Origin of the sequence: Devosia sp., from assembly GCF_965229025.1 — a bacterium.
In the GTDB taxonomy this organism is placed as follows: Bacteria; Pseudomonadota; Alphaproteobacteria; order Rhizobiales; family Devosiaceae; genus Devosia_A.
Window position 1 is genome coordinate 2,225,198 of record NZ_OZ245853.1, and the last position, 26,618, is coordinate 2,251,815.

A 26,618-nucleotide genomic window follows, 5' to 3' on the forward strand; every position below is an offset into this window, starting at 1 on the left:
ATACTCATCCGGGCAAGAACGCGTCGGCGGCACGTTTCACCGCTGCCTCCGTATATTCTGCGATGCGCACCTGCGCAGCTATCACCGCCGCTACCCCAGCGGGGCCAGCAAGGTCCGAGCAAGCAGCGTCCAGCATATCTGCCGTGACGAACTCGGCCGAATAGACATGCGGCCAACCGATCTTGCGAAGCACTGCTGTAACCTTTGCGGTGCCCGGAATCTGGTCCAGCGCGATGACTGGCTTGCCGAGCGCAAGGGCGAGCAATGCTCCGTGCATTCGGGTGGTGAATATTATGTCACTGCGAACGAAGTCCGCCTTGATTTTCGCCGTGTCATTTGCGGGCAAAATGCGGGTGTCGATCTGCACAATCGGGATGCTCATACGCGCGGCCAGGTCGCGAAGTAGCGCTTCGCATTTTTTCGACTGGCCAACGCGGTTCGGACCATACTCCTTTTGTGGCCCGCGCAGGCTGAGCCCTACCGATCGGATGGCGTTAGCGCGCCACGGGTCGGGGGGAACAATCTCCGAGGCAGCAAAGTCAAATGTCGAGTCAGAGATGCCGTCGCGGGCGACGATGACGTCAAAACGCGAAGTGATCGACTCATTGTTGGGAAGAATGCTGACTCCCAATGCGAGCTTCCGCGCGCGGCGGTGCACGTAAAGGAAGTCACGAAGCGGGCTGCGATCGAGGAGCGGTCCGCACACAAACGCCAGTTGCCGTATCGATTGGGTCAGCGAGAAGATATCGGCGACGGGCCAATGCCCTGGCAGGGCAAGTTCGGGGTGACTTAGAATCGCGTGTTCGTGTCCTCGCCTACCGAGTTCACGCGAGAGATTTTCAACCGATTGCACGTCTCCCAGTGTCGGCCGGCCTGCAAACCCATAGGTTCCCCACCAAAGGATGACTGTCCCCGGGGCAGCCATCGTTCTCGGTTGCAGGTGCCGCCGATAGGGTGAGGCCAGCGCTTTGCGCAAGAACGACACGAAATGGATCTCCGCAGTATCTCGGGGCTTTCCACTAGCAGCAAGCACTGCCCCGGAAAAGGGCGCGGCAAATGATGAGCTACAGCTGTTCCGAAAGGCCTCAGCTGGGAACATGCGCAACGTGCGGTGCAGCGCAAAAGACTATATAGACAGAACGTGGCGCGGACGACACTTGAACAATGGTGGTGGCCTTGTCGGTGCACATTCAGAACACATGTATCACGGGCCGTATCGACGCCAGGAGGATGGCAGAGCCATGACGAAGCCTCTTCTGCAGGGCTTACAGCGCGTTCTCATCCACGCGAGATACCCGACTGCCATCAAGAAGACGCGAAGCGAAGAATTTGCGGAAGCCTCGATGGCACATCTGCGCCCGCTGATCGACGGCAAGGTCGTGGCAGCTGTTGGCAATGCCCAGTCGATTTTTGGATCAGGCCTCGGACCCGATATCGACGCTTGCGACACCGTGCTCCGATTCAATCTCGGTTTTATCCGGCAGCCGGAGGACCAAGGCAGCCGATCTGATATAGTCGGGGTTTCGGGGCGGCTTAGCCCGAAGAGCATCTATGCTGGATTTCCGGGCGCGCGAGTCTGGTGGCTGACTGCCAGGAGAGAGATGATGGGGTCCGGCTTCCTGAGGCGGATCGATGAGATCGCGATCACGCCGCGGGACAGCTACACGAGGCTGAGGCAGGCCCTTGGCTCAAACCCATCGAGCGGACTAATTGCTCTCGCGGCCCTGCTCGAACTGTTCACACCGACGAAGGTCATTGTCTTTGGCTTCGATTGGAAGCAGACCCCCACCTTCTACCCAGCGAAAACCGGTCACCACAATTGGCAAGGCGAACGCGAGATGGTGGCGCGCTTGGCTGCGGAAGGCAGGGTGGAGTTACGAACCGCTTAGCCGCGCGATGTTGTGTAGGTTTCGGGCTACATAATGCTGCGAGATTGGGCGATCGATGGCCTGGTTCTTCTTTGGGAACGGCATATTTGGTACGTCGCGACCGAGAAACTCGCAAAGTTCTCCCCATCCGTCGTTGTTTTCCCAACAAAGCACCCGCAGACGGCCCTGCAGCCCCAGTGTTTCTGCAAGTTGCACGACCGATGCGTTGTGGTTGGTGTAGAAGTCCAGAAAGTGCTGCTCATCCTGCTGAGGATAGGCGACGCCGTAGCAGAGTTCCCGAATCTTTGCATTTTTGGGGGCGCTGCGAAGGGAATGCTTCTTAAGGCTTTCGAGCCAAACCTCCGGTGAGCTGCGGATCGTCAGCACATAGTAAGCAGACGCGCCGAACTTGCGCATCACGTATTCAAACATCGACGGCATGGGCCAATCTTCGAACGCCGAATGGTTCCTGAGAGCCTTTTCAATCGGCGCCAGCTGTTTCCTGTGCCAGCTTTTGACCAAGTCTCTCCGGTAGCCCATGTGTGTGAACCCCAGGATCTCAAGAGCGAATCCCAAGCTTGACGTTCCAGTTTTGCTCAGTCCTAGGCCGAATACTTTGGGGGACAGGTCGGCGTTCTGCTTGTCGAAAGGCCACATGATGCGAACTGATTCCGATTGGAGACTTCGATGCGCTCTGAGGGAAAGCGACGGCGAGAGGTTCAAATGTTGGCCCCCGCGAGCCACGCTCACTCGTGCCAGAACTGCTGCACGAAAGGCGCGCGTCTGAGGTGTAGGTGATGGTGGTCGATCACGTCGCGCGGCTTGGTGAGCCCCGCGAACGACACGATAGCCTCGCCTTCGCCTGGCAGCCGCGCTTCACCGAACATGGCAAGGCTCAGCCAGCGCCCGGCCTTCTCGCCGAGCCGAAAGCTTGGGGCACGCGCCTTGCAGTCACGTCGGAACAGGATGACCTTGTTGAATGGGAAGAAATCGAAGTCGCGCCCCTTATAGAGGTCCTCCATCCACTTCTGGTCACTGAAGGCATTGACGTCCTTCCGCCCCGGGAAACGGGCAGCCGCAGCAGCAGGGTTCTCGATGTATTTGTCCCAGAACTCTCGATGTGACCCCACCTTCACGCGATATACCGCAGTGTGCGCCCGCGAGATCGACTTCGGATTTCTGTGCTGGGCGACGATATATTGCTTCTCAGGGCGTTCGAGCAGGAAATCGAGGCTGCCTACGACGACCATGTCCAGATCTATGCAGACAAGATACTCATCAGAATCCAGCCCCAGCGCCCCGTCGGAAAACGTATAGAGCTTCGCGCCGTTCCCGACCATTGAAGCACGCATGATCGGCACGGACTCGATTTCCGGCCGCAGCCCCGACGCATCGTCAGTTATGCAAAAGAAGCGCATTGGCGCGGATATATTCCGCTTCATGGATGCATACAGAACGTTCACATCAAGCGCATCGTAGCGTGTGCCCCATTTGTAGCAGACGACATTTATCCGATCCAGCATTTGGGGGGCACCTCAGGTTTCCGAGGTGGCATTAACGCACCAGTGACTTCGATGTCCACCTCAACAAGCCCGCAACGAGGATACGCCAGCGCTCCGGGGCGCCGGATGAGCGAAAACTACACTCGCGATTTGCGGAATACCAGAGAGTGGCTCAACCTTGGCCCTTCGCGGCCGTTGCGTAGCGATTTGCAGGTGTTGAATCGATAGAAAGTCACCGTCACTGAACCCGTTCCGCCAGCAAGCGTCGGGCGCGGCGGGAGAGTTCCTTTGCCGGGGCCCAGCGTTTGTGCATCCACAGCCAATCGGTGGGGCGGGCGCGGACTTCGGTTTCGACGAAGGCGTTGAGGGCTTCGGTGATGGCGAAGATGTCGCGTGCTTCGCTACCGAGGCCGGGGGGCAGGATAGGCGGGTGGAACACGGCGGTGAAGCGGGAGCCGGGGTTGCGGCGTACAGCGAGCGGCTGGATGATGGCGCCGTGGCTGATGGCGAGGATGGCCGGGGTGTGGACGGTCATCGCCTCGCGCCCGAACAGTGGCACCGGGATGCCCTCGGTAAGGCGTTGGTCCATGAGCATGCCGACATTGCCGCCCTTTTTCAGCACGCTGACCATCTGGCGCATGCCCTCGGGGCCCTTGGGGATCTGCGCGTCATAGCCGATCGCGTTTCGCTTGTTGGCGTACCAATCGGCGATGTAGCGGTTGTTGGGGCGGCGGGAGACGACCGAGGCGTTCCAGCCGAGGTGATGGATGGCAACGAAGCTCAGCTCGAAATTGCCTAAATGTCCCGAGACGAAGAGGATCGGCTTGCCGCTGGCCTTGGTGGTGGCGACGTGTTCGAGCCCCTCGAAGGTGAACCGCTCGCGGCCCGCCTCATCCATGAACTTTTCGAGGATCGCGGACTCGGCGACGGTGCGGCCGAGATTGTCGGCCATGCCGTCGATGAGTTCGATTGCTGCCGCACGGTCGCGCTCTGGGAAGGCGATCTGGATGGTTTCGATGGTCGAGGATTTGCGCATCAGCGGCGCGGCGATGTGGCGCCCGACCCAGCCGCCGATGGCAGCTGAGCGCTCGATGCTCATGAGGCGCGCGAGGCTCAGCAGCCCGATCAGCAGCCCGGCTTCCAGGACGCGGCGGATGCGCACGCCGAGCGGGTCGTTGGATCCGGTCTTGGCCACGAGACTTTCCTTCCGGCTCACGCCCGCCTCACGCCCTGAATCGGCTAGCGGCCGCTCAACCCGTAACGCTTGAACGCTTCGTGGGCGGCAACGGCATCGGCATAGGCTTCCTGGCGGTCGACGTTCCAATAGGTCAGTTCGTCAATCGGGATGGGGACGCCAGTGGTGGCGCAACGCACGAAGCTGCCGGGCTTCAGCACGACATAATCGGCATCGAGGTAACGGACCTGCGCCTCGGAGGGGCTGAAGCTTTTGTCGAAGATGTTCATGGTCTGGCTCGCTTTGTCGCAGATATAGGCCAGATTGGCCGTGATGCAAACGGCGCGTAGTGTGAGGCGCCGTAGCTAGAACAGGCTTTCCTGCCCGCCGCCTTCAGTTGGCGGGCGCGGCTTCTTTTTCGGCATGGGCGTTGCGCCGCTGACCATGACGCCGAGCTTGTGGTCGTTGGCGAACTCGATGGTGAGGCCATCGCCGGGGCCGACCTGTTGCGGGTCGCGAACGAGATTGCCGTCGGGGTCAGTGACCAGCGCGAAGCCGCGGGCGAGGACGTTCTTATAGCTATAGGAGAGGAGGAGCTTCGCCGCACCGGCCAGTTGCTGCTGGCGGCGCTCGATGAGCGCGTCAATCAGCGGGCTGAGGCGGCTCGCGGAGGGGGCGAGGCGGGACCGAGCGTGGCGAATTTCGGTGCGCAGCGCCTTCGGCGACAGCCGGCCGGCGATGGCGGTGAGGCCGGCGGCGCGGCGTTCGGTGACGCGGCCGACGGCCGTCTGGCTGCGGCGGCCGAATTCGGCGAGGCGGACATCGGCGGTGCGGACACGCTCGCTGAGGAGGCGGGGGGCGAGCTTGGTGGCGACGCGGCCGAACTCGTTCTGCTTTTTCTGGCCGGTATGGCGCAGCGCTGCGACGAGCTTGGAGGCAGCGAGATCGAGGCGCTGGCGGGCGGTCGCGACCAGATCGAGCGGACGGGGAAGCCCGGCGCTGGCGGCACGCAGGCGGTCGCGGAAGTTGCCGGCAATGCGCCGCGAGGCCTGGCGCTGGCGGCTGCCAAGGTCATCGACATAGCCGATGAGTTCGGCGCGCACGGGGACAGCGGCTTCGGCAGCAGCGGTGGGGGTTGGAGCGCGGTAGTCGGAGGCGTAGTCGACCAGCGTCGTGTCGGTCTCGTGGCCGACGGCGGTGATGATCGGGATCTGGCTCGTAGCAACTGCGCGGACGACGATTTCTTCGTTGAAGCCCCAGAGGTCTTCGATGGAGCCGCCACCACGTGCGACGATGAGGAGATCGGGGCGCGGGATGCGGCCATCGGGGGTGAGGCAGTTAAAACCTTCGATGGCGGCGGTGACTTCGGCAGCGGAGGTGTCGCCTTGCACCCGGACAGGCCAGACCAGCACGTGGGACGGGAAGCGGTCGGCGATGCGGTGGAGGATATCGCGGATGACGGCGCCGGTGGGGGAGGTGATGACGCCGATGGTGCGAGGTAGATAGGGCAGTTGGCGCTTGCGATCGGCGGAAAACAACCCCTCACCCGCCAGCTTTCGGCGGCGCTCTTCGAGCAGCGCCATCAGCGCGCCGGCGCCGGCGGGCTCGATCTGCTCGATGACGATCTGGTATTTGGACGAGCGCGGGAAGGTGGTGAGGCGGCCGGTGGCGATGACCTCCAGCCCTTCCTCGGGCTTGAAGATCAGGCGCGCCCAATTCCCCTTCCAGACCACGGCGTCGATGACGGCGTTCTCGTCCTTGAGGGTGAAATAGGCATGGCCGGAGGAGTGCTGGCCGCGAAAGCCGGAGATCTCGCCGCGCACGCGAACATGGCCGAACTCGTCTTCGACGGTGCGCTTAACCGCCTGGGCGATCTCGGAGACGGTGAATTCAGCGGCGTTGGTGAGGATTTCGGCCATGCCCGAGAGGTGAGCGAAAGGGACGAGTCCGTCAAGTGCGGCTAGTCATCGGCGGCGCGCATGCGGAAATTGAGGTGGGGCGGGATGGGTTGAAGCCGGAGGCGCTGGGTGAGGTCATCTGGCGTCGGCGCACGGCCGAGCGACTGCTGGAGGCGGCCGCGCTGCAGGGCGACCCAGAGCTCGTCGAGCAGGGTTTCACCCTCGCGTACAGTGGCGAAGGGGCGGGCAAGGAGCCGCTCGAGCAGATCGAGATCGCCCTGTTCGCTGGCGACGCGGGCGCGAGCGATGTGGACGCGCTCATCGGTTAGGGCCGAGTCGGGCAGCGCGGCGACGAAGGGCTGCAGCGGCGCGTGACGGTTGTGCTGGACGTAGAAGGCGACGATTTCGGCAGCCAAGGCGGGCGGAGCAGCGCCGGTGGCCCAGGCGGCGAGGTAGTCGGTTTCGGCGGCATCCGGGCTGGCGGCGGTGAGGGCGCGCTGGCGCAGGCCGAGCCAGGTGGGTTTGAGCGCAACCGAGCGGTCGAACAGGTCGCGGGCAGACTCGGTTTCGCCACGATCGAGGGCGGCGATGCCGAGCAGCAGGGTGCTGAGCCAAGTCTCGGCTGTGGCCTCGAGGGCGGCAACCCAGATTTCGGACACCGCGAAATCCGAGGGGATCGTCGCGAGGCTGCCGATCGAGAACTGGCCGGTGGTGGCGAGGTCATCCCAGCAATCGGCAGGCAGCTCGGTCGTGAAATCGAGGCCGGGGGCGAGCGCCTTCCCGGCCAACTGCTCCTGCCGCAGGCCCCATGGGGCGCCGGTCGAGAAGCGGTTGGAGAGCGGCAGGCGCGAGGCTTCGGTGAGAAAGCGGTTGATTTCGCCGAGTTCGGCGGAGGGGAAGCGGGCGTCGATGGCGGCGCCGGCTGCTGCGCTTGCGACCTGATAGTCGGGGTCGTGGGCGCGGGCGGGATCGACGCTGAGGGCGCCGTAGACCTCGGTCCAGTGCAGCTCGCTCTGGGGCGCCAATTCGAAACGCTGGTTCTGCGTGGGGGCGACGCCGCTCTGGATTTCGATGTAGTCGCCCTCCCCCGGCCGGGCGAGATAATCCATCCATTGCTGCCCGCCGGCGGCGGTGCCGAAAAAGAAGAATTTCCGGCCCTTGAGCGCAGAGGTCGAGGTCTGGGCGAGGCCGGTACCATCCGTATCGAGCGCGGCAATGAACATCCGATCCGCGTCGGGGGCGCGGAAAAACACAGAGGTCGCGTCGCGCCAGCGATCGGGATAGGAGCCATCGAACCGGGACGGATCGGGGAACGGGAAGCGGGCCAGCTCATTGCCGGGGAGGACATGTTCGATCGAGTAACTGGCGGGGCTGAGGACGCGCATGCCCTTGCTCATCGGGGCCGCGACATTGGTCCACCAATAGGCGAGCTTGACGCTGTCGGTGCTGTTGACGATGCGGCCGTGGACGAAGAGGCGGTCATCGTCGTTGGGCAGGAACAGGTCGATCTGCCAGGTGGCCTCGACGATGCGATCGAACTCATAAAGCCTGAGGATCGGGCCGCGTTCGGTTTCGACGATGCCGGCAAAGACCGGGGCGGTGGTGAAAGGCGTGTGGCCGGGGATCAGGCCGTTCCACTCGATACCGCCCGAGAACCAGGCATTGAGCGCGGCGAGATTGGCGGGCTGGAAGACGGGGTTGCGGAACACCAGGTCGCGGCCGAGCTTCAGGTCGTGCAGTTCCATGAGCCGGCCGCCGAATTGCGGGGCGACTGAGACGCGGAGGCGGCTGTTCTCGATGGTGGCAATCTGCATCTGCCCTGTCGTCTGGTCGCGGTCGTAGTCGTCGTAGACGCGATAGGGAAGGATCGAATCCTTGCCCCACTGGAAGCCGTGGGAGCTCTCTTCGGGCGTGAGGCCGCGATTGGGCGGGGTGTTCTTATCGAGCGTCGGCTGCTGCCAGCGAAAACGCGGCAGGCCGCTGGGGCCACCGAGCCGCGAGATGGGCATGGTGACGCTGGTTCTGCTGATTTTGGTGGGCACTGACCCGTCTCCCGATGATCCCGTCTACCATCCGACCGGAGAGCACGACGAAACGCGTTGATGGCAAAGGCAGCCATGAAATGGCGCGGCGTGCAAGGCGGCAAAGGGTGGCGAGTCGTAGTCCTTAGTGCTAGGGGGGCGCGACGGACCAACCCATGGACACGGAGCTCGGCCTGATGCGCATTCTGGTGATTGGATCGGGTGGTCGCGAGCATGCCCTCGCCTGGGCGATCGCCAAGTCGCCGCGCTGTAGCAAGCTGTACGTGGCACCGGGCAATGGCGGCACCGAGAGCTTTGCGGAGAATGTGCCGCTCGACATCACCGACCATGCGGCCGTCGTGGCGTTTGCGAAGGCCAGCACGATCGATTTCGTGGTGATCGGGCCCGATGCGCCGGCGGTGGCGGGGCTGGGCGATGATGTGCGAGCGGCGGGGTTCTTGTGCTTTGGGCCATCGAAGGCGGCGGCGCAACTCGAGGGCTCGAAGGCGTTCACCAAGCTGATCTGCGACGAGGCCAATGTGCCGACCGCCGCCTACGGGCGGTTCGAGAGCGAGGCGGATGCGCTCGCCTATGTGCGCAAGCAGGGCGCGCCGATCGTTATCAAGGCGGATGGGCTGGCGGCAGGCAAGGGCGTGACAGTGGCGATGACGCTTGGTGAGGCCGAGGCGGCCGTGCGGGACTGCTTTTCCGGCGCATTCGGCGCATCGGGATGGACGGTGGTGATCGAGGAGTTTCTGGAGGGCGAAGAGGCCAGCATTTTTGCGCTCTGCGATGGAAAGAGCATCGTGATGCTGCCGAGCGCGCAGGACCACAAGCGGGTGGGCAACGGGGACACAGGCCCCAATACCGGCGGCATGGGCGCCTATTCGCCGGCGCCGGTGATCACGCCAGAGGTTGCGGCACGGATCGAGACCCAGATCATCGGGCCGACGGTGCGCCGGATGGCCGAGCGCGGTACGCCGTTTACCGGCGTGCTGTTTGCCGGGATCATGGTGACGGCGGAAGGGCCCAAGCTGATCGAATACAATGTGCGGTTTGGCGACCCGGAATGCCAGGTGCTGATGATGCGGCTCAAGTCAGACACGGTGGACCTGCTGGAGGCGACGGCGCGCGGCGAACTTGAGCGGGTGACGCCGGAGTTCAGCGACGAGGTGGCGCTGACGGTGGTGCTCGCCACCGAGGGCTATCCGGTCAGCCCCGGCAAGGGCTCGGAGATCCGGGGCGCCGAGGGGCTGGATAGCGGGACGCTCCAGGTCTTTCATGCCGGCACGCTGCATCGGGACGGGAGGCTCATTGCTAATGGCGGGCGGGTGCTGAATGTCACCGCGCTTGGCAGCACGGTCGAAGAAGCGCAGCAGCGCGCCTACGTGGCGGTGGACCAGATCGACTGGCCGCAGGGTTTTTGCCGACGCGATATCGGCTGGCGCGCCGTGGCCCGTGAACGGCAGGGATAAGCCGCAATTTAAGCATGATTGCGAGGAACGCTGGCACGGGTGAAGAGTTGAACCTCTTATAAACTTCCGAAGTTCATCCTACGTCCTTATCGTGACCCACGAAGTGACAGCTCAGAACGTGCCGGCACTGCATCAGCAGCAAGGGCGGGAGATTGTCCATCGCTTGCGGGGCGAGTTCCTCAGTAGCGGCGCAGTGAAACCTCGCCTTGCCAACCCGCGGATCGGCGTAGCGCTTGGCGGCGGGTCCGCGCGCGGGCTGACCCACATCCCCTATATCGAAGCCATGGACGAGATGGGGCTGAAGCCCAGTGTCATCGCCGGCACCTCGATTGGCGCGCTGATCGGCGCCGGCTGGGCCAACGGGATGAGCGGCGCGGAGCTGCGCGACCATTCATTCGCCGTGCTGGGGACGATGCGCGAAATCGCCGGGCGGTTGTGGAGCGCCAAGGTGCGGAACCTCGGTAATTTCTTCGCGCTGGGGTTCAATGTGCAGCTGGACGCCGGGCCGGTGGTCGACGCGTTTCTGCCGCCAGATTTTCCGCACGATTTCCGCGATCTGAAGCTGCCGCTTTATGTGGTGGCGACCGATTTCCAATCCTGGCACCAGGCGGTGTTCAGCTCCGGGCCGCTGCGCAATGCGATTGCGGGCTCGATCGCCATCCCGAGCCTATTCAAGCCGGTGCCGTTCGCCAATCACCTCCTGGTCGATGGCGGGGTGGTCAATCCGTTGCCGCTCGACCAGGCCTCGGCAGATACCGATATCCTGATCGGCATCGACGTGAATGGCGACCCGTCGGAGCAACTGAGCCGAACAAACCATTCGATGCTCGATGTGTGGTTCGGTTCGGCGCAGATCATGATGCATTCGCTCACCGCGCACATGATGGCCGCCTATCCGCCCGATATCTACGTCCGGCCGCATCTCAGCGCCTTCGGGGCGCTGGAGTTCTGGCGGGTGCGCGAGATCGTTGCCCATGTCGAAAAGGACAAGGATAACTTCAAGCGCGCGCTGGAGCGGAAGATCGAGGCTTACGCCACGGGGGCTGAAGAGAGCCATCGGGCGGAGGATCGGTAGAGCCCTTCGAAAGATTTATAGAAAAAGGCCCCCTCAGCCGGTCCTTCGGACCGACCTCTCCCCGAGGGAGAGGTGGTGAGGTGGCGCGATCGTGCCACAGCTTACCTCTCCCTTTGGGGGAGAGGTCGGCGCGAAGCGCTTGGTGAGGGGGACTTGCTTTGAAGCGACTCAGATCAGCGCAGCTCGGCGAAAAACGCCTTGAGCAGCTCTTCCGAGCGCCGCTCGCCCAGTCCGGCGATGATCTCGGGGTGGTGGTGGCAATTGGGGCTTTCGAAGAGGCGGACGCCGTGGTCGACGGCGCCGGCCTTGAGATCCGCTGCCCCATAGTAGACCCGGCGCAGGCGGACGTGGGCGATGGCGCCGGCGCACATGGCGCAGGGCTCGAGCGTGACATAGAGATCGCAGCCATCAAGCCGGCCGGTGCCTCGTGCGGCGAGCGCAGCACGGATAGCGAGGAATTCGGCATGGGCAGTGGGATCGTTGAGTTCGCGCATGCGGTTGCGCTCGGCCGCGAGCACCCGGTCGCCTTCGACGATCACCGCGCCAACGGGGGCTTCGCCCCCGGCGGCGGCGGCTTCGGCAAGCGACAGGGCGTGGTGCATGGGCGAGGTGGTGTTCACGCCCCTGCTCTAGCCGGTTCCGCTGTTGCTGTCAGCCGGGCTGGAAGACCAGCAGCTCTTCGAAATGGTTCATGTCATCAAAGCTGCAGAAGGCGGGCGGCCTGAGCTGCAGCACAGGAGCGCGGGCGCGGATATCGACTGCTACCTCGTCGAGCATGGTTTGCCAAATGGCGAGCGCTGCGGTGTCGAAACGCTCGATGACGTAGGCGAAGGTGATGTGCAGCACGTAGCTGTCGTGATCGGGATGGCGGTAGCCAAGGAGATCGGCGAATCGATTGCGCCACTCGGCGATGGCGGCGCGATCCGCGTGGGTGGCGCCTTCGAGGTGCAGCCCGGTGGGGAGCGCTTCGGTGACCGTGACGTTGAAGGCGGGAGCGGGCTGGAGCGTTTTCAGCCGGTCGGTAAAGATCCGGGTCATCTCCGGAATAGACGTGTCGAAGGGCACGTCTGCCGGCCAGTAGGGCAGCGCGCGGCGGCCTTCGATGATGCCCTGGAACAGGGTCATGTGGAGCGACGAGATTGGGGTGAAGGCGAGCTGGCTGGCCTCGGGCATGGCGAGGTAGCGCGCCCGCGCGTCGATCAGGGCCGCCTCGGTCTCAGAGCCCGGCTGCAGGTGGCAGACGATGGTGTTGCCGGGCTCCGGCAGAAAGACGCCCGCGAGATTGTAGCGACTGCCAAGATGCGCGGGGGGCTTGGGATTATGGGTGCGCGAGAAGGGCAAGAGGGAAGGCGAGAGGGCGGCAGACATGGGCGGGCTCCGGGGCGGGTCGTGCCCTGCTCCTAGCCGCGCTTGGCCACTTCCTTATGACAGGGTCGCGGAAATCCGGATGTTCGGCAGGGGCCCCTCCCCTATACTCTCGCCCCAAGGAGAATCGGTTTTGCCCATCCGCCAGTTGCCCGAAGACCTTATCAACCGCATCGCCGCCGGCGAGGTGGTGGAGCGGCCTGCGAGCGTGGTGAAGGAGCTGGTCGAAAACGCCATCGACGCCAGTGCGTCGCGGATTGCGGTGACGACGGCGGGGGGTGGGCAGAGCCTGATCCGCATCGAGGATGATGGCGTGGGGATGGACGCGGCCGACCTGCTGCTGTCGGTCGAGCGGCACGCGACCTCCAAGCTTGCCGATGACGGGCTAGATGATATCCGGACGCTTGGGTTTCGCGGCGAGGCATTGGCTTCAATCGGCTCGGTGGCGGAGCTGACGATTTCGTCGCGTACCGAGGGCGCAGCGAGCGGGCTGCGGCTCGCTGTGCGGCATGGCCTCAGGGTGCCGCCGGTGCCGGTGCCGATGAACCGGGGCACCATTGTCGAGGTGCGCGACCTCTTCGGCAATGTGCCGGCGCGGCGGAAATTCCTCAAATCGGAGCGCAGTGAAGCCGGCGCCATCACCGACATTGTGAAGCGCCTTGCGATGGCCAACCCGCATGTGCAGATCGTGCTCGATGGCGCTGACCGGACGGCGTCGAACTGGCCGGGGCATCTTGGCGAAGGCGCGCTGCGGGCGCGGCTCGCTGATGTGCTGGGCGGGGATTTCGAGACCAACGCGGTGCCGCTGGCGACGATCCGGCATGGGTTGGTGGTGACGGGGCTCGCGGGGTTGCCGACCTATACGCGGGCCAATTCGCTGAGCCAGTATTTCTTCGTCAACGGCCGCTCGGTGCGTGACAAGGTGCTGGTGGGGGCGGTGCGGGCGGCCTATGCGGATTTCGTGTTCCGCGACCGGTTCCCGGTGATTGCGCTGTTCATTGCGGTCGATCCGGCGGAGGTGGATGTGAATGTGCATCCGGCCAAGGCGGAGCTGCGGTTTCGCGACCCGGGCGGGGTGCGCGGGGCGGTGATCCGCGCCATCGGCGATGCGCTGGGGGCGGCGGGGTATCGCGCAGCGTCGACGGTGGCTGAGGATGTGGTCGGGGCGTTCCGGGTGCCGGAGTTTGGGGCGGGGATGGCCGCGGGCGTGGTGCCCCCCTCCACCGCCTTCGGCGGTCCCCCTCCCCCGCTTCGCGGGGGAGGATCCTCGGCTGAGGCCTCGTGGCGCTTTGCGGAATTTGCGGAGCCGAGTGCGCGATATGAGGCGGAGGTCGCGCCCGCGGCTGACGTGGAGCCGGCCGAGTATCCGCTGGGCACGGCGCGGGCGCAGATGTTTGACAATTTCATCGTGGCGCAAAGCGGCGACAGCCTGTTGCTGGTGGATCAGCACGCCGCCCATGAGCGGCTGGTCTATGAGCGGTTCAAGGCGCAGCTGGCGGCGGGACCGGTGGCGAGCCAGATGCAGCTGATCCCGGTGGTGATCGAGCTGCCGGAGGACGATTGCGCCCGACTCGAGGAGGTGGCGCCAACTCTGGAGCGGCTGGGGCTGCATCTCGAGCGCTTCGGGGCGCGGGCGGTGGCGGTGCGGGAGACGCCGGCACTGCTCGGACAGGCCGATGTCGATGGGCTGGTGCGCGATCTGGCAGATGGGCTGGCCGAGTGGGAGACGACGGCGGCGCTCGGCGACCGGCTCGACGCCATCATCGGCCGCATGGCCTGTCATGGCTCAGTGCGCTCAGGCCGGCGGCTGAAGGTCGAGGAGATGAACGCGCTGCTGCGGGAGATGGAAGTCACCCCGCATTCCGGCCAATGCATCCACGGCCGGCCGACTTATGTGGAACTCAAAAAGAGCGATATCGAGCGGCTGTTCGGGCGGACGCGGTAGGTTCGGTGGGTGTGGCCGCCCCCTCCACCGCCTTTGGCGGTCCCCCTCCCCCGCTGCGCGGGGGAGGATCAGGGGAGATCGTGCCACAGTGATCCTCACCCGTGAAACGGGGGAGGGGGACCAGACGAAGTCTGGTGGAGGGGGCGCCTAGATCTGCTGGATGAAATGCACAGCCGCGGCGCCGTATTCGCGGCGGTCGTTGACTTCGAAGCCGGGGGGCAAGTCGAGGGTGACCTCTGCCCCCTCCTCCAGCACAATCGTCGCATCCTTGGCGAGCCAGTTACCCGCCGCGAGGGAGACGAGGGCTTTTTCGCCGAGGCCTTTGCCGTAGGGCGGGTCGAGGAAGACCAGGTCGAAGGGGCCCATGGTGCCGGCGACGCCGAGTTCGGTGGCGTCGCGGCGGAGGAGTTTGGCGATGCCGCCGGCGCCGAAGGCTTCGATGTGGTCGCGGATGATGCCGCGGGCTTCTGCGCCGATATCGACGAAGACGGCGCCTGAGGCGCCGCGTGACAGCGCTTCAAGGCCGAGCGCACCGGTGCCGGCGAAGAGATCCAGCACCTTGAGGCCGTCGAGATTGACCCCGATACGGCTTGCAAGGATGTTGAACATCGCTTCGCGCGCCCGGTCCGAGGTGGGGCGGATGCTCTCGTCGGTGGGCGAGAGCAGCGCCTTGCCGCGGAACTTGCCGGCAACGATCCGCATGGCTTAGGGCCGCGGTTTGCGGGGGCCGCGCGGCTTGTCGCCCGCCGGCTTGCTTCCGGAAGGCTTGCTGCCGAACGGTTTGGGGCCGCGGCTGCTGGTGCTGGGCTTGCCGGCATAAGGCTTGGGCTTTTCACCATAGGTTTTGCTGCCGAAGACGCGGGCGGGACGATCGCCACCCTCACGCGGCGGACGTGCGCTGCCATCACCCCGGGGAGCGTATGGCTTCTTGTCACCGAACGACTTCGGCGAACGATCCCCGCCATCGCCACGCGGCGCGTAGGGCTTCTTGTCGCCGAAGGAACGGCCGGCACGATCGCCGCCGTCGCCGCGCGGTGCGTAAGGCTTCTTGTCCCCGAACGAGCGGCTGGGGCGAGCGGCGCCATCGCCGGCGGGACGTGCCGACCAGGGCTTGTCGTTACCGCCGCGCACTGGACGATCGCCACCGTCGCGCGGCGGACGGGTGCCATAAGGCTTGTCGCCATAGGTGCGCTGCGGCCGGTCGCTGCCTTCGGGGCGCGGGCCACGGGGCTTGTCGCCATAGGGCTTCTTGTCACCGTAAGGCTTCTTGTCGCCATAGGGTTTCTTGTCGCCGTAAGGCTTCTTGTCGCCGTAGGGCTTGTCGCCAAAGCTGCGGGGCTTGTCCTCGGCGCTGCGGGTGCGGTTGGCGGCGGCGGCGCGGCCCTTGTCGCCGAAAGAGCGCTTGGGCTTGTCGGCGGGGTTGATGGGGCGGCCGAAGCTGCGGGCCGGCCGGTCATCGGGATCCTCGCGCTCGCGCTCCTTGCGGGGCGGACGCACCTTGATCTCTTTTTCGGTGCCATCCTCGAAGAACACCTTGCGGGTCTTTGAATCGTCGGGCAGCACGGGCTTGGGGGCACGGGCCGGGCGGCCGTCGGAACGGCCCGGACGATCCTTGCGCGGCATGGCTTCGAGCATTTCGCGGTTGCGCTCGGCGGTGTCGTCGTCCTCGAAGCGGAACTGGCGGTCGGCGCCCTTCCTGGGTGAGGCTTTGGGCTGGTCCTTGCCGGGAGCGGCGGCGCGAAGCTTGGGGTTGGCAGCGCGTTGCTTCAGCTGCGCGATCTCGGGCATTTCGCTCTCGAAATCGGCGCCCGAGAGCTCTGCGAGGCGCTTGCCGAGCTGGTCGCGGAGGACGCGCGCGTTGACGGTTTCGACTTCGCCTTCGGGCAGATCGCCGAGCTGGAAGGGGCCGAAGCTGACGCGAATCAGGCGGTTGACCTGGAGGCCGAGCTCGCCGAGCACGTTCTTGACCTCGCGGTTCTTGCCTTCGCGCAGCGACATCACGATCCAGACGTTCGAGCCCTGGGTGCGCTCGAGAATGGCTTCGATCGGGCCGTACTGGATGCCCTCGATCTCGATGCCGTCCTTGAGGCCGTCGAGCTGAGCCTGGGTGACGGCACCGAAGGCGCGGACGCGGTAGCGGCGGAGCCAGCCGGTGGCGGGCAGTTCGAGAACGCGCTTCAGGCCGCCATCGTTGGTGAGCAGCAGCAGGCCTTCGGTGTTGATATCGAGCCGGCCGATGGAGACGACGCGCGGCAGGCCCTTTTCGAGGAGATGCTCGAAAATAGTGTCGCGGCCCTCGGGGTCCTTCTCGGTGACCACGAGGCCAGGCGGCTTGTGATAGAGCCAGACGCGGGTACCCTGGCGCGCGGCCAGCGGCTCGCCATCGACCTTGATCTTGTCTTTTTCGGAAACGTTGAAAGCCGGGGTCAGCACCTTGCGGCCGTTGACGGTGACGCGACCGTCCTTGATCCAGCCTTCCGCATCGCGGCGGGAACAGAGGCCCGAACGGGCGATGACCTTGGCGAGACGATCGCCATCCGCTGCAGTGGCGGAGAAATCAGACATGGCAGTACTCCTGCGTGACCCTTAGGGGCGGCGCATCTTCGAGTTGATGTTTACTTGGCCTGGGCTTCCAGGGCCTTGCGGACCGAGGGTGGGCACGCCTTATCAGTCAGCGGGACCAGTTCACCGTTGGGCGCCAGACACACGGTGTCCTGGCCCTTGACGGTAGTGAAGTATTCCTCGGGTGGGAAGTAAAGCGGACGCGGCCCCTTGTTGAGGACCGGCTGCTTCATCTTGGCAGTGAGTTTCTGGATTTCGGCGGGGGTCAGCGGGCGACCCGAGCTCGAATTGACGTCGACGACCCGCGCGTTCTTGATGCGCTGCAGGTCTTCGGGGCTGAGGTTGGCCGTATCGACGGTGACCTTGTCCGAATCGGTGGGCAACTGGGCAGCCGCGGGGTCAGCGTCCTGCGGCGCGGGCAGCGGAGCGCCAGCCTTGGGCAGGACCAGCGGGCCGCGGCGGTTGATTTCTTCGCTTTTGGTTTCCTTGTCGATCATGCCGACGCCGCGCAGCGTTTCGCTCATCACTTCGCGCTCGAAGGTCGCCGGATCGGTAAGGGCATTGGTGCCTTCGACGGTGGTGCAGGCGCTCAGTCCCAAGCCGACCACGAGGCCGATCGACAGCATTGCGCCCCGGGTTACGGCTTTGAAATGGGGCCGCCGCCCGGTCAAACCACTCAGCATGAGACTTCCCTTATTCCCCGCGCCAGATCCGTCGCGCCGGCCTTATAGACCATGAAGCGACGTAAGGCCAGATTGAGGCGCCAATACGATCAGACCGGCTTCGGCGGGGCCTTCTGACGCCCGATTCCGAGGAAGTCGAGGATCAGCAACACCACACCGAACGTGATCGCCATATCGGCGATGTTGAAGATGTAGAACGAGTAATCCTGCCAGTGAAAATGAAAGAAATCGGCAACGGCGCCATAGAGCAGCCGATCGAGCGCATTGGAGAGCGCCCCGCCGATAGCGAGCATCAGCCCGTAGCGGACGAGCAGATCCGGCGTGCGCCACCACCAGATGCCGAGGCCGACAATGGCAATGGCAGCGACGAGCCCCAGCGCCCAGACCGGCAGTTCGCCGAACAGGCCGTAGGAAATACCCGGGTTCCAGACCAGCACGTAGTTGAAGAAATCGGTGACCTGAACGAACTCACCGCCCTTCCAGCCGAAGCTTTCGATCTGCAGGAACTTCTGCCCGCGATCGAGCGCGAACGCGGCGATGCCGGCGAGGAGGGAGGAGAGGAGATAGGGGCGGGTCATGTGTGCGCGTCCTCACGACCCCCACCCTTTGTCCCTCCCCTCAAGGGGGAGGGAGACGACTGAAAAGTCATCGCAAAACTGACCGCACACTCGGGCCGGACCTCCCTCCCCCTTGGGGGGAGGGAATGACGGTGGGGGTCGTGCGGTAGGAACACCGCCCTACAGCCCCGCCGCCCGGCGTTCGCGCATGGCGTCGCCATCGCGCTTGGAGAGTTCCGGAAACTCGGTGTCCATCTCGCTCGCAGCAAAGAACCGGCGGGAGCGGGCGCATTGGATGCCGGTGGTCTTTTCGAAGACCACGGCAACGCCCCTGACCTCATCGAGCCGGAACGCGTCGGCTGGGCCTTCGCCGGCGATGATCTCGATGCCCGAAGTGATCGAGACCTCGGCGAGGTCGATGTCGCTGACGGCGGCGAGGAGGGCTGCATCGGTGATGAACACCTTTGGGGCGGCATCGAGCGAGGAGCCGATGATTTTTTCGCGGCGGGCGATTTCGAGGGCGCCGGTGACGACCTTGCGCACCTCGCGCACCTTCTCCCACTTGTCAGCCAGCGCGGCGTCGAGCCAATCGGCCGGCTGCACCGGGAACTCGCGCAGGTGCACCGAGGAATCGTCGCCGGGGTGCCGTTCGAGCCAGGCCTCTTCCATGGTGAAGACAAGGATCGGGGCCAGCCAGGCGGTCAGCGCGTCAAAGACGTGGTCGAGCACAGTCAGGCTCGCCTTGCGGCGGGTGGCCGAGATCGGGTCGCAGTAGAGCGCGTCCTTGCGGATATCGAAGTAGAACGCCGAGAGTTCGATGTTCATGAAGTTGGCGAGCGCCGCGACGATGCGCTTGTAGTCGTACTGCTCGTAGGCCTCGCGGACGACGCCATCGAGCTCCTTCAGCCGGTGCAGCACCAGCCGCTCAAGCTCGGGCATATCGCGGGTATCCACCGCTTCGCCCTTGTTGGCATGGGCGAGGTTGCCGAGCAGCCAGCGGACGGTGTTGCGGAGCTTCCGATAATTATCGACGGTCGAGTTGATGATCTCCTTGCCGATGCGGAGGTCATCCGAATAATCGGACGAGGCGACCCAGAGGCGGAGGATATCGGCGCCGTATTGCTTGATGACGTCCTGCGGGGCGGTGGTATTGCCCAGCGATTTCGACATTTTCTTGCCCTCGCCATCGAGGGTGAAGCCGTGCGTCAAGACGCTCTTATAGGGCGCGTAGCCGTTGGTGGCGCAGCTTTCGAGCAGCGAGGAATGGAACCAGCCGCGATGCTGGTCGCTGCCTTCGAGATACATGCCGGCTGGGAATTCGAGATCGGGCCATTTCTGGCGGTTCTTCAGCACCCAGGCGTGCGTGGTGCCGCTTTCGAACCAGACATCGAGGATGTCGTCGATCTTCAGCCACTCATCGGGGTTGGGCACGGCGTTGCCGAGGAAGCGTTCCTTGGCACCGGGCTTGAACCAGGCGTCAGCGCCCTCTTCCTCGAAGGCGGCGGCGATGCGGTGATTGACCGTTTCGTCCTTGAGGATCGTGTTGGTCGCGATGTTGTAGAACACCGCGATGGGGACGCCCCAGGCGCGCTGGCGCGACAGCACCCAATCGGGCCGGTCGGCGATCATCGAGCGCAGGCGGGTCTGGCCGGCGGCGGGGTAGAACTTGGTGGCATCGATCGCGGCAAGGGCGCGATTGCGAAGTGTGTCTTCTTTCCGCCGCTCGATGCTTTCCGGCTTTGTACTAGCATCGCCAATTGGCCTGTCCATGTAGACGAACCACTGCGGGGTGTTCCGATAGATGATCGGCTTTTTGCTGCGCCACGAGTGCGGGTACTGGTGCTTGACGCGGCCGCGCGCCACCATCATGCCGCGCTCGGCCAGCGCCGCGATGACGCGGTTGTTGGCGTCGCCCTTCTTGCCGGCATCGTCGATGACACGCGCGCCATCAAAGCCCGGGGCGTCGGCGGTGTAGTAGCCGGCGTCGTCCACGGGGAACGGGATGCGCGTATCGATGCCGCGCTGTTCGAGCAGGCGCCCCGAATTCATCCAGACCTCGAAATCGTCGAGACCGTGACTGGGGGCGGTGTGGACGAAGCCCGTGCCGGTGTCGTCGGTGACGTGTTCGCCATCGAGGAGGGGGACGGGGAAATTGTAGCCGTCGGCGAGGCCCGCGAGGGGGTGGTCGGCGACAATACTGAAGAGATCGGCTGGCGCTACCTCTGCCAAACGTACGAAGGTTTCCACCTTGGCCTTTGCAAAGACCTCAGTGGCGAGTTTGTCAGCGAGGATGTATTTCTCACCAACTTTTGCCCAGTTGTCAGCTGGCGCGGCGGTGACCTCATACAGGCCGTAGACGATCTTGCTGGAGAAGGAGATCGCGCGGTTGGCCGGGATGGTCCAGGGTGTCGTGGTCCAGATAACTACAGATGCTGGCCCGGACACGTAGGCGGCACCTTCAAAAGATGAAACTGCGACGGGGAACTTCACCCAGATCGTGTCGCTCTCGTAATCCGCGTACTCGATCTCGGCTTCGGCCAGCGCGGTGCGCTCGACCACGCTCCACATCACCGGCTTGCTGCCGCGATAAAGCTGCCCCGAGGCGGCCACCTTCATGATTTCGCGGGCGATCTGGGCTTCGGCGTCAAAGCTCATGGTCAGGTAGGGGTTGGACCAGTCGCCGACGACGCCGAGGCGCTTGAACTCTTCGCGCTGCGTATCGACCCAGTACTGCGCAAAGGTGCGGCACTCGGCGCGGAATTCGTTGATCTCGACCTGGTTCTTGTCCTTGCCCTTGGCCCGGTACTGCTCCTCGATCTTCCATTCGATGGGGAGACCATGGCAGTCCCAGCCTGGCACATAGGCCGAGTTGTAGCCGAGCATGGTCTTGGACCGGCTCACCAGATCCTTGAGGATCTTGTTGAGCGCGTGGCCGATATGGATGTTGCCGTTGGCGTAGGGGGGGCCATCGTGCAGCGTGAACTTGGGCTTGTTGGCCCCGTTGGCGCGCTGGCGCCCGTAGATATCCATATCTTCCCAGCGCTTCAGCCACACGGGCTCGCGGTCGGGGAGACCGCCGCGCATCGGGAACTCCGTCTCGGGCAGAAAGAGCGTCGCGCTGTAATCAGTCTCGGCGCCACTCTTGAGGAGATCGTTCATCGGACAAGAACTCTGGATTTGAAAGTTGCCGGGCTTTTAGCAAGCGAGGGGGCGCGGTGCCAGCGGGAATGTGGCGGGGCTTCGGAGCGATTGGCCCACCCCTCACCCCTCTCGGCCTTCGGCCGATCCACCCTCTCCCCGACGGGGAGAAGGAATAGGGGTGTTCGCGGAGGCTTCGGAATTCTTCTCCCCGTCGGGGAGAAGGTGGCGCGTAGCGCCGGATGAGGGGTGCCTAGCGGAAGAAGCCGAGCTTCTTGTCGAGTTCCGAAACCGGCACCGTGGTCTGCAGATACTTCCGCGCCTGGGCGGCGTCGCGGTTGACGGCGGCGATGAGTTCGTCGAGGCCGGCGAACTTCACCTGGCCGCGCACCATGCCGAGCAGCACCACTTCCAGCGTCTGGCCGTAGATCATCTCGTCGAAATCGAAGATCCAGGTTTCGAAGGGCGGGCGCTCGTTGTTGAACATCGGTTTGCCGAAGCTCGCGACGCCATCGAGGAGGCGATTGCCGAGGCGGGCGCGGACTGCGTAGACGCCCTGCTTCAACCCGAAGCCGGTGGGGGAGGCGATGTTGGCGGTGGGGAACCCAAGTTCCCTGCCCCGCTGGTCGCCACGGACCACTTCGCCCGAGAGGAACCAGTGGTAGCCGAGGAGGTGGCTGGCGGCGACGACATCGCCTTCGCCGAGCAATCCGCGGATGCGGGAGGACGAGATGTGGTCGTCGCCTTCATCAAGGAGATCGAGAATATCGACCTCGAAGCCGTGACGCGTGCCGGCGTCCTTGAGGAAGGCCGGGGTGCCCTTGCGCTGGTGGCCGAAATGGAAATCGGACCCGACCGAGACGCCACGCACCGCAAGCGCCTCAACCAGGAAGCGGGTGACGAAGTCTTCGGCCTCGATCAGCGAGAAGGCGCGTGAGAAGGGCATCACGACGATACCGTCGAGGCCCATGGCTTCAGCAAGCTTGGCCTTCTGGTCGGCATAGGTGAGGCGGAACATGAAGGGTTCGGGCGCGAAGACATCGCGCGGGTGCGGTTCGAACGTCAGGACCAGCGCCGGAACACCCAACGCCTTCGCCCGCGCCTTCAGCGCCATGAACACATGCTGGTGGCCGCGGTGGCAGCCATCGAAATTGCCGATCGCGACCATTGCCCCTTTGAGGGAGGGCGGCACATGGTCGAGGCCAGCGAGCCTGATGAAACCGGACAAAGTTCTACCCGCCGAGAGTGTGAAGGCTAAATGGCAAGAAACCTGCCGGGGTGCAAGGTTTGCCGCAGTGCTACTTACGCATGACTGCCCCGCGCGCCCGTCCCCTCACCCGACGCTTCGCGCCACCCTCTCCCTCAAGGGGAGAGGGAAGACAGGCGAGATCGCGCCCCCTGTTTTCCCTCTCCCCTTGAGGGAGAGGGTGCCCGAAGGGCGGGTGAGGGGCAGTTTTACCAGGCGAGACGGGGCATAAACCCCGCCAGATTTGCGCCGCTCGGCCCCACCAGCGCGTTGATCGCAGCCGGATCGGGTGTGCCGAAGGCATCGAGTTCGGCGGCGTGGATCGAGCCGGTGATGAACAGCAGGTCGAGCCCGGCGCCGGCAGCGCCGATGGCGTCGGTGCGGACCGAGTCGCCGATGGCGAGAATGCGCGAGCGATCGAGCTTGTGCCCGGCAGCGGCTTCGGCGAGGCGGAGGGCTTCGCTGTAGATCGGCTTATAGGGTTTGCCCGCCATGAGGATCATGCCGCCTCGCGCCTCGTAGAGATCAGCGAGCGCGCCGCCGCAATAGATCAGGCGGTCGCCATGCTCGACGACGCGGTCAGGGTTGGCGGCGATCAGGGGCAAGTTGCGCGAGAGCCAGAGCGTTATGCGGTCGTTGTAGAGATCGGGCGTGTCATCGTCGTGGTCGAGATCTGTGACCACCACGGCGTGCGCGGCTTCGGCGGAGCCGAGAGTGATATCGAGCCCTTCGAACAGGGAATCGTTCTCCTCGGGCGGGCCGACGTAATGGATGGTCTTGCCGCGATAGGGCTCGAGCATGGCGCGGGTGGCATCGCCCGATGAGACCATGGCGTCGTAGGCGTCGCGAGGCACGCCCAGGCGGTCCAGCATTTCGATCAGTGGCGGCGAGGGGCGCGGCGCATTGGTTATAAGCACGACACGGCCACCACCCTTGCGGAACTCGACGAGCGCTTCGACGGCGCTGGGGTGCGCGGCGATGCCGTTGTGGACGACGCCCCAGACATCGCTGAGCACCGCGTCATAGCGGCCAGCAATCTCGCGCAGGCCTTCAAGCGCCTTCATTCAAACTCTCCACTTAGTCACGGTGGTCGGCCCTGAGTCCCGAGCCGCGCCAGACCTAAAGCATGGCGCCGATTTATGAAACCAATCCGTTCGGCCAGTGTGTGCGAGATCAGTCTTTTCGCGAACGTAACACCTAGCGGAGCGGCTGGGCCTGGGCTTCGACGCGGCGCTCGGGGACCACGGGCGTGCGTTCGACCAGCAGGTCGGGGCGCACCGGGCCGGCGCGGCCGATATGCGGCCCCTGCGCCTGGGCGATGCCGTCTTCAAAAAGGCTCAGCAGCTGCTGCTCATCGATGACGCCGGTGGCGCAGAGATCGATATCGAAGCGCTTGGCATATGGCGCGATGTCGGCAGTGTGGAAATCGGTGAAGCTGGTGGGCTGGCGGAGGAAGCGGGTGGCATCAAAGCGGACCGAGGTGAAGCCCATGCCTTCGAGTTCGGCAAAGTCGAACCGCAGCGAGGTCGCATCCGTGAGCGAGAAGCAGGCACCGGATTTGCGGATTTCGAACAGCTGCCGCTTTTCGGTTGGCCCGAACTGTTTCCACTCGGGCTGCGGGATGGAAAAGCCGAGCGAGGGGGCAATCGCCTGGTTGGCGCCAAGCGTCGAGATCAGGGCTTCGAGCGCGCGCTTGTCGAGCACGGTGGCGCGGGTCAGCGGCATGAACAGGCGGATCGGCTGGCCGGCGGTGCGCGAGCGGCGGGTGATCACCACCGCCTCCTCCAGTGCCAGAGCTTCGATGCGGCGCACCAGATCCTCGCCACCCCGGCGCGGCATGAAATCGGGCGCGTCCGCGAGGCTGCCATCGGATTGCATCAGGCGCGGCACCAGATCGTAGCCGAGCGGACGGCGCTGCGGCAGCGCCGCGATAGGCTCGATGTGGAAGACGAGACGATTCTGGGTCAGCGCGGCGCGCAGTTCGGTTTCGGAGATGACGGGCTCGGGCATGCCGTCATCTTCCTCCTCTTCCTCGTCGTCGCTGAACGGCTCCAGCGTCGTCGGCTTGGGGAAATCGCCAGCGCGGCGCGCTTCCTCGATATCGGCAACGGCCTCCGCCACCTGCCGCACGACGGTGCCCAGCACCGAGATATCGGCCTCGATGCCCTCAAGCCGGCTGCCGACATTGGTATCGGTGATGGCATTCACCCGCTGGCTCAGCACCTGCCCGGCTTTCGCGTCGGTTGAGAGCAGGCGCGCCAAGTCCTCGATGGCGCGCTCCAGCCGCGCTTCGGAGCGCTGGCGGAGGCTGCGTTCCATCAGCATGACGGCGAGGCAACCGAAGGCGAGTGCGGTGACAATCGCCTCGATGGGCGAAAACGTCAGCCCGAAATAGGCAGCGACGGCGACCCCGAGCGCAGCCAGAGCGATGAAGATGTAGACGAGGCCCTGCACGTGGCTCGGAGCTTTCTCGGGGACGACGGGATTCGGCGCAATTTGTCATAGCATTGGCGGGGTGGCGCAGGAAGCCGCTGGGCCGTTTTCGCAGGGGACGGCGCAGGGATGAATTGTGGCGGGAGGAGCACCTTGCGTGAGAAAACAAGCCGATAGGAACGGATTGTTTACCCAGTTCGTCAACACTCCGTTCAGCACGATCTGCGCCTGAGGCCCCTCCATGTCTCGTACCGGACACGGTACTCTCCCTGCCGCCCGCATTCTCCTCGTCGACAGTGATGTCGCGAGCGGTGACGCCATGGCGGCAGGCCTCCTCGCCAGCATGCGTGCCGGGCTGGACCTGCTGCGCGCGGAAAATGGCCGCCGCGCTTCCGAACTGCTGCGTGCCGATGCTTTTGACGTGGTGCTGCTCGACCTCATCGCCCTCACTGATCTTTGCGCCGAGGCCGAAGAGGCAGTAGCCCGGCTGGTGAAGCTCGCGGCGGGTGCGTTGGTGATTGCGCTGTCGGACGGTGCCTCGGTTTCGGCGACGATGGCGGCGATGCGGGCGGGTGCGCATGACTATATGGTGCGGCCGGTGAGCGGACGTGCCGTCGCGACGCGCATCACCGAACTGGCGCAGCGGCACGGCAAGTCGCAGACGCTCGCCTCTGACGTGGCATTGCCCGATGCAGATGGCCGCTTTGCCGGTTTCGTTGGCACGTCGAGCCAGATTCAGGTGGTGTTCGAGCAGATCGAACGCGTTGCCACAGCCACGGCGCCGGTGTTCATCACCGGGGAAAGCGGCACCGGCAAGGACCTTTGCGCGGAGGCATTGCACGAACTCGGCTCCCGGTCGCAGAACCGCCTCGTCACCCTCCGTTGCCGCGCCATTCCGCGCGAGCAGATGGAAGCAGAACTCTTCGGCGTTACCCGCGGCGCCACCACCGGCGCACGGGAAGATCGCAAGGGGGCGGCGGAACTGGCCGATGGCGGCACGCTGTTTCTCGACGAAATCGGCGAACTCGACCTCAGCCTCCAGGGCAAGCTACTGCGCTTCCTCCAGTCAGGAACGCTGACGCGCGTCGGTGAGAGCGCGATGCGGCGGGCCGATGTGCGCGTCATCTGCGCGACGCGGCACAACCCGATGCACCTGATCAGCGAGAAGCGGTTCCGCGAGGACCTGTTCTACCGGCTGCACGTCCTCCCCGTACACCTGCCGCCGCTGCGGCAACGCGCGGGCGATGTTCAGGTGCTGGCCCGGCATTTCCTCGCCGAGTTCTCGAAGGCCGAGCACAAGACTTTCACCGGGCTCGCTCCCGACGCCGCAACGCTGCTCAACGCGCGCGACTGGCCGGGCAATGTGCGGCAATTGCGCGACCTGATGCAGCGGGTGGTGGTGATGCACGCAGGCAGTGAAGTGACTGCCGAGATGGTGCAGACGGCCGACCTCGATACAGGAACGGCCGAGGTCAGCCACGCAAGCCCCAGCCGAAAGCCCACCGTACTGCCGATGTGGCAGCAGGAGCAGCGGATCATCGAGGAAGCGATTGCCAGCTTTGCCGGCAATGTGGCGCTGGCCGCTGCAGCGTTGGAACTCAGCCCATCGACGATCTACCGCAAGCGGCAGGCCTGGGCCGAGATGGACGAACGGCGCGGCGCCGCCTGAAGCGGAC

Annotated in this window: 22 protein-coding genes; 5 read left to right on the forward strand and 17 right to left on the reverse strand. The window is 64.8% G+C overall.

Translation table 11 applies throughout. The annotated features are described in order from the left end of the window. Positions 1–4: 4 nt before the first annotated feature. Complete coding sequence (locus ACO06J_RS10985) at positions 5–985, reverse strand: polysaccharide pyruvyl transferase family protein (protein WP_421760756.1); 981 nt, start codon at positions 983–985, stop codon at positions 5–7. Positions 986–1,241: 256 nt separating this feature from the next. Between ACO06J_RS10985 and ACO06J_RS10990 the strand changes: the two genes are divergently transcribed. Beyond that, a complete protein-coding gene (locus ACO06J_RS10990) occupies positions 1,242–1,889 on the forward strand; it encodes a glycosyltransferase family 29 protein (protein WP_421760757.1) in 648 nt (215 codons plus the stop codon). On the opposite strand, the gene ACO06J_RS10995 is transcribed toward ACO06J_RS10990, so the two are convergent. The 6 genes from ACO06J_RS10995 to ACO06J_RS11020 all read right to left on the reverse strand — a co-directional run bounded on the left by ACO06J_RS10995 (position 1,875) and on the right by ACO06J_RS11020 (position 8,484). Next, positions 1,875–2,525 carry a sulfotransferase gene (locus ACO06J_RS10995; RefSeq protein WP_421760758.1) on the reverse strand — a complete coding sequence of 217 codons (651 nt, stop codon included), beginning with the start codon at positions 2,523–2,525 and terminating at the stop codon, positions 1,875–1,877. The two genes, ACO06J_RS10990 and ACO06J_RS10995, sit on opposite strands and share 15 nt — an antisense overlap. Positions 2,526–2,614: 89 nt before the next feature. Then, on the reverse strand, positions 2,615–3,391 hold the full coding sequence (locus ACO06J_RS11000) for a hypothetical protein (RefSeq protein ID WP_421760759.1): 777 nt from the start codon (positions 3,389–3,391) through the stop codon (positions 2,615–2,617). A gap of 217 nt (positions 3,392–3,608) precedes the next feature. Beyond that, positions 3,609–4,565, reverse strand: coding sequence for a lysophospholipid acyltransferase family protein (locus ACO06J_RS11005; protein WP_421760760.1), 957 nt, complete (start codon positions 4,563–4,565; stop codon positions 3,609–3,611). Positions 4,566–4,609: 44 nt separating this feature from the next. Beyond that, positions 4,610–4,834, reverse strand: a complete 225-nt coding sequence (locus tag ACO06J_RS11010) for a DUF2093 domain-containing protein (protein WP_421760761.1) — start codon at positions 4,832–4,834, stop codon at positions 4,610–4,612. A gap of 75 nt (positions 4,835–4,909) precedes the next feature. Next, positions 4,910–6,463: an exodeoxyribonuclease VII large subunit gene (xseA, locus tag ACO06J_RS11015; RefSeq protein WP_421760762.1), complete on the reverse strand. Its 1,554-nt coding sequence runs from the start codon at positions 6,461–6,463 to the stop codon at positions 4,910–4,912. 41 nt (positions 6,464–6,504) lie between these two features. Continuing rightward, positions 6,505–8,484, reverse strand: coding sequence for a DUF5107 domain-containing protein (locus tag ACO06J_RS11020; RefSeq protein WP_421760763.1), 1,980 nt, complete (start codon positions 8,482–8,484; stop codon positions 6,505–6,507). 176 nt (positions 8,485–8,660) lie between these two features. Here ACO06J_RS11020 and purD point away from each other — a divergent pair, with 176 nt between their 5' ends. Beyond that, positions 8,661–9,938 carry a phosphoribosylamine--glycine ligase gene (gene purD, locus ACO06J_RS11025; protein WP_421762491.1) on the forward strand — a complete coding sequence of 426 codons (1,278 nt, stop codon included), beginning with the start codon at positions 8,661–8,663 and terminating at the stop codon, positions 9,936–9,938. 193 nt (positions 9,939–10,131) lie between these two features. Beyond that, positions 10,132–11,013, forward strand: a complete 882-nt coding sequence (locus ACO06J_RS11030; RefSeq protein ID WP_421760764.1) for a patatin-like phospholipase family protein — start codon at positions 10,132–10,134, stop codon at positions 11,011–11,013. Between the two features lie 173 nt (positions 11,014–11,186). Here ACO06J_RS11030 and ACO06J_RS11035 read toward each other — a convergent pair whose 3' ends face one another. Together ACO06J_RS11035 and ACO06J_RS11040 are read right to left on the reverse strand one after the other, a co-directional pair. After that, complete coding sequence (locus tag ACO06J_RS11035; RefSeq protein WP_421762492.1) at positions 11,187–11,615, reverse strand: nucleoside deaminase; 429 nt, start codon at positions 11,613–11,615, stop codon at positions 11,187–11,189. 49 nt (positions 11,616–11,664) lie between these two features. Further along, positions 11,665–12,381, reverse strand: coding sequence for a DUF1868 domain-containing protein (locus ACO06J_RS11040; RefSeq protein WP_421760765.1), 717 nt, complete (start codon positions 12,379–12,381; stop codon positions 11,665–11,667). A 130-nt stretch (positions 12,382–12,511) separates the two neighbouring features. Between ACO06J_RS11040 and mutL the strand changes: the two genes are divergently transcribed. After that, positions 12,512–14,323, forward strand: a complete 1,812-nt coding sequence (gene mutL / locus ACO06J_RS11045) for a DNA mismatch repair endonuclease MutL (RefSeq protein ID WP_421760766.1) — start codon at positions 12,512–12,514, stop codon at positions 14,321–14,323. Positions 14,324–14,470: 147 nt separating this feature from the next. On the opposite strand, the gene rsmD is transcribed toward mutL, so the two are convergent. From rsmD to ACO06J_RS11085, 8 genes are all read right to left on the reverse strand, one after another. Continuing rightward, the gene (rsmD, locus tag ACO06J_RS11050) at positions 14,471–15,025 is read right to left on the reverse strand and encodes a 16S rRNA (guanine(966)-N(2))-methyltransferase RsmD (protein WP_421760767.1); all 555 of its coding nucleotides are present in this window, start codon (positions 15,023–15,025) and stop codon (positions 14,471–14,473) included. Between the two features lie 3 nt (positions 15,026–15,028). Next, positions 15,029–16,888, reverse strand: coding sequence for a pseudouridine synthase (locus ACO06J_RS11055; RefSeq protein ID WP_421760768.1), 1,860 nt, complete (start codon positions 16,886–16,888; stop codon positions 15,029–15,031). A 50-nt stretch (positions 16,889–16,938) separates the two neighbouring features. Next, positions 16,939–17,568, reverse strand: a complete 630-nt coding sequence (locus ACO06J_RS11060) for a hypothetical protein (RefSeq protein WP_421760769.1) — start codon at positions 17,566–17,568, stop codon at positions 16,939–16,941. Positions 17,569–17,657: 89 nt separating this feature from the next. Beyond that, positions 17,658–18,146, reverse strand: coding sequence for a signal peptidase II (gene lspA, locus ACO06J_RS11065; RefSeq protein ID WP_421760770.1), 489 nt, complete (start codon positions 18,144–18,146; stop codon positions 17,658–17,660). 159 nt (positions 18,147–18,305) lie between these two features. Further along, a complete protein-coding gene (gene ileS, locus ACO06J_RS11070; RefSeq protein ID WP_421760771.1) occupies positions 18,306–21,284 on the reverse strand; it encodes an isoleucine--tRNA ligase in 2,979 nt (992 codons plus the stop codon). Between the two features lie 232 nt (positions 21,285–21,516). Beyond that, positions 21,517–22,491 carry a bifunctional riboflavin kinase/FAD synthetase gene (locus ACO06J_RS11075; RefSeq protein WP_421760772.1) on the reverse strand — a complete coding sequence of 325 codons (975 nt, stop codon included), beginning with the start codon at positions 22,489–22,491 and terminating at the stop codon, positions 21,517–21,519. A gap of 227 nt (positions 22,492–22,718) precedes the next feature. Next, positions 22,719–23,573 carry a TIGR01459 family HAD-type hydrolase gene (locus tag ACO06J_RS11080; protein WP_421760773.1) on the reverse strand — a complete coding sequence of 285 codons (855 nt, stop codon included), beginning with the start codon at positions 23,571–23,573 and terminating at the stop codon, positions 22,719–22,721. A 133-nt stretch (positions 23,574–23,706) separates the two neighbouring features. Beyond that, positions 23,707–24,963: an EAL domain-containing protein gene (locus tag ACO06J_RS11085; RefSeq protein WP_421760774.1), complete on the reverse strand. Its 1,257-nt coding sequence runs from the start codon at positions 24,961–24,963 to the stop codon at positions 23,707–23,709. A 220-nt stretch (positions 24,964–25,183) separates the two neighbouring features. On the opposite strand from ACO06J_RS11085, the gene ACO06J_RS11090 reads away from it, so the two are divergent. Then, the gene (locus ACO06J_RS11090) at positions 25,184–26,611 is read left to right on the forward strand and encodes a sigma-54-dependent transcriptional regulator (protein ID WP_421760775.1); all 1,428 of its coding nucleotides are present in this window, start codon (positions 25,184–25,186) and stop codon (positions 26,609–26,611) included. Positions 26,612–26,618: the final 7 nt, after the last annotated feature.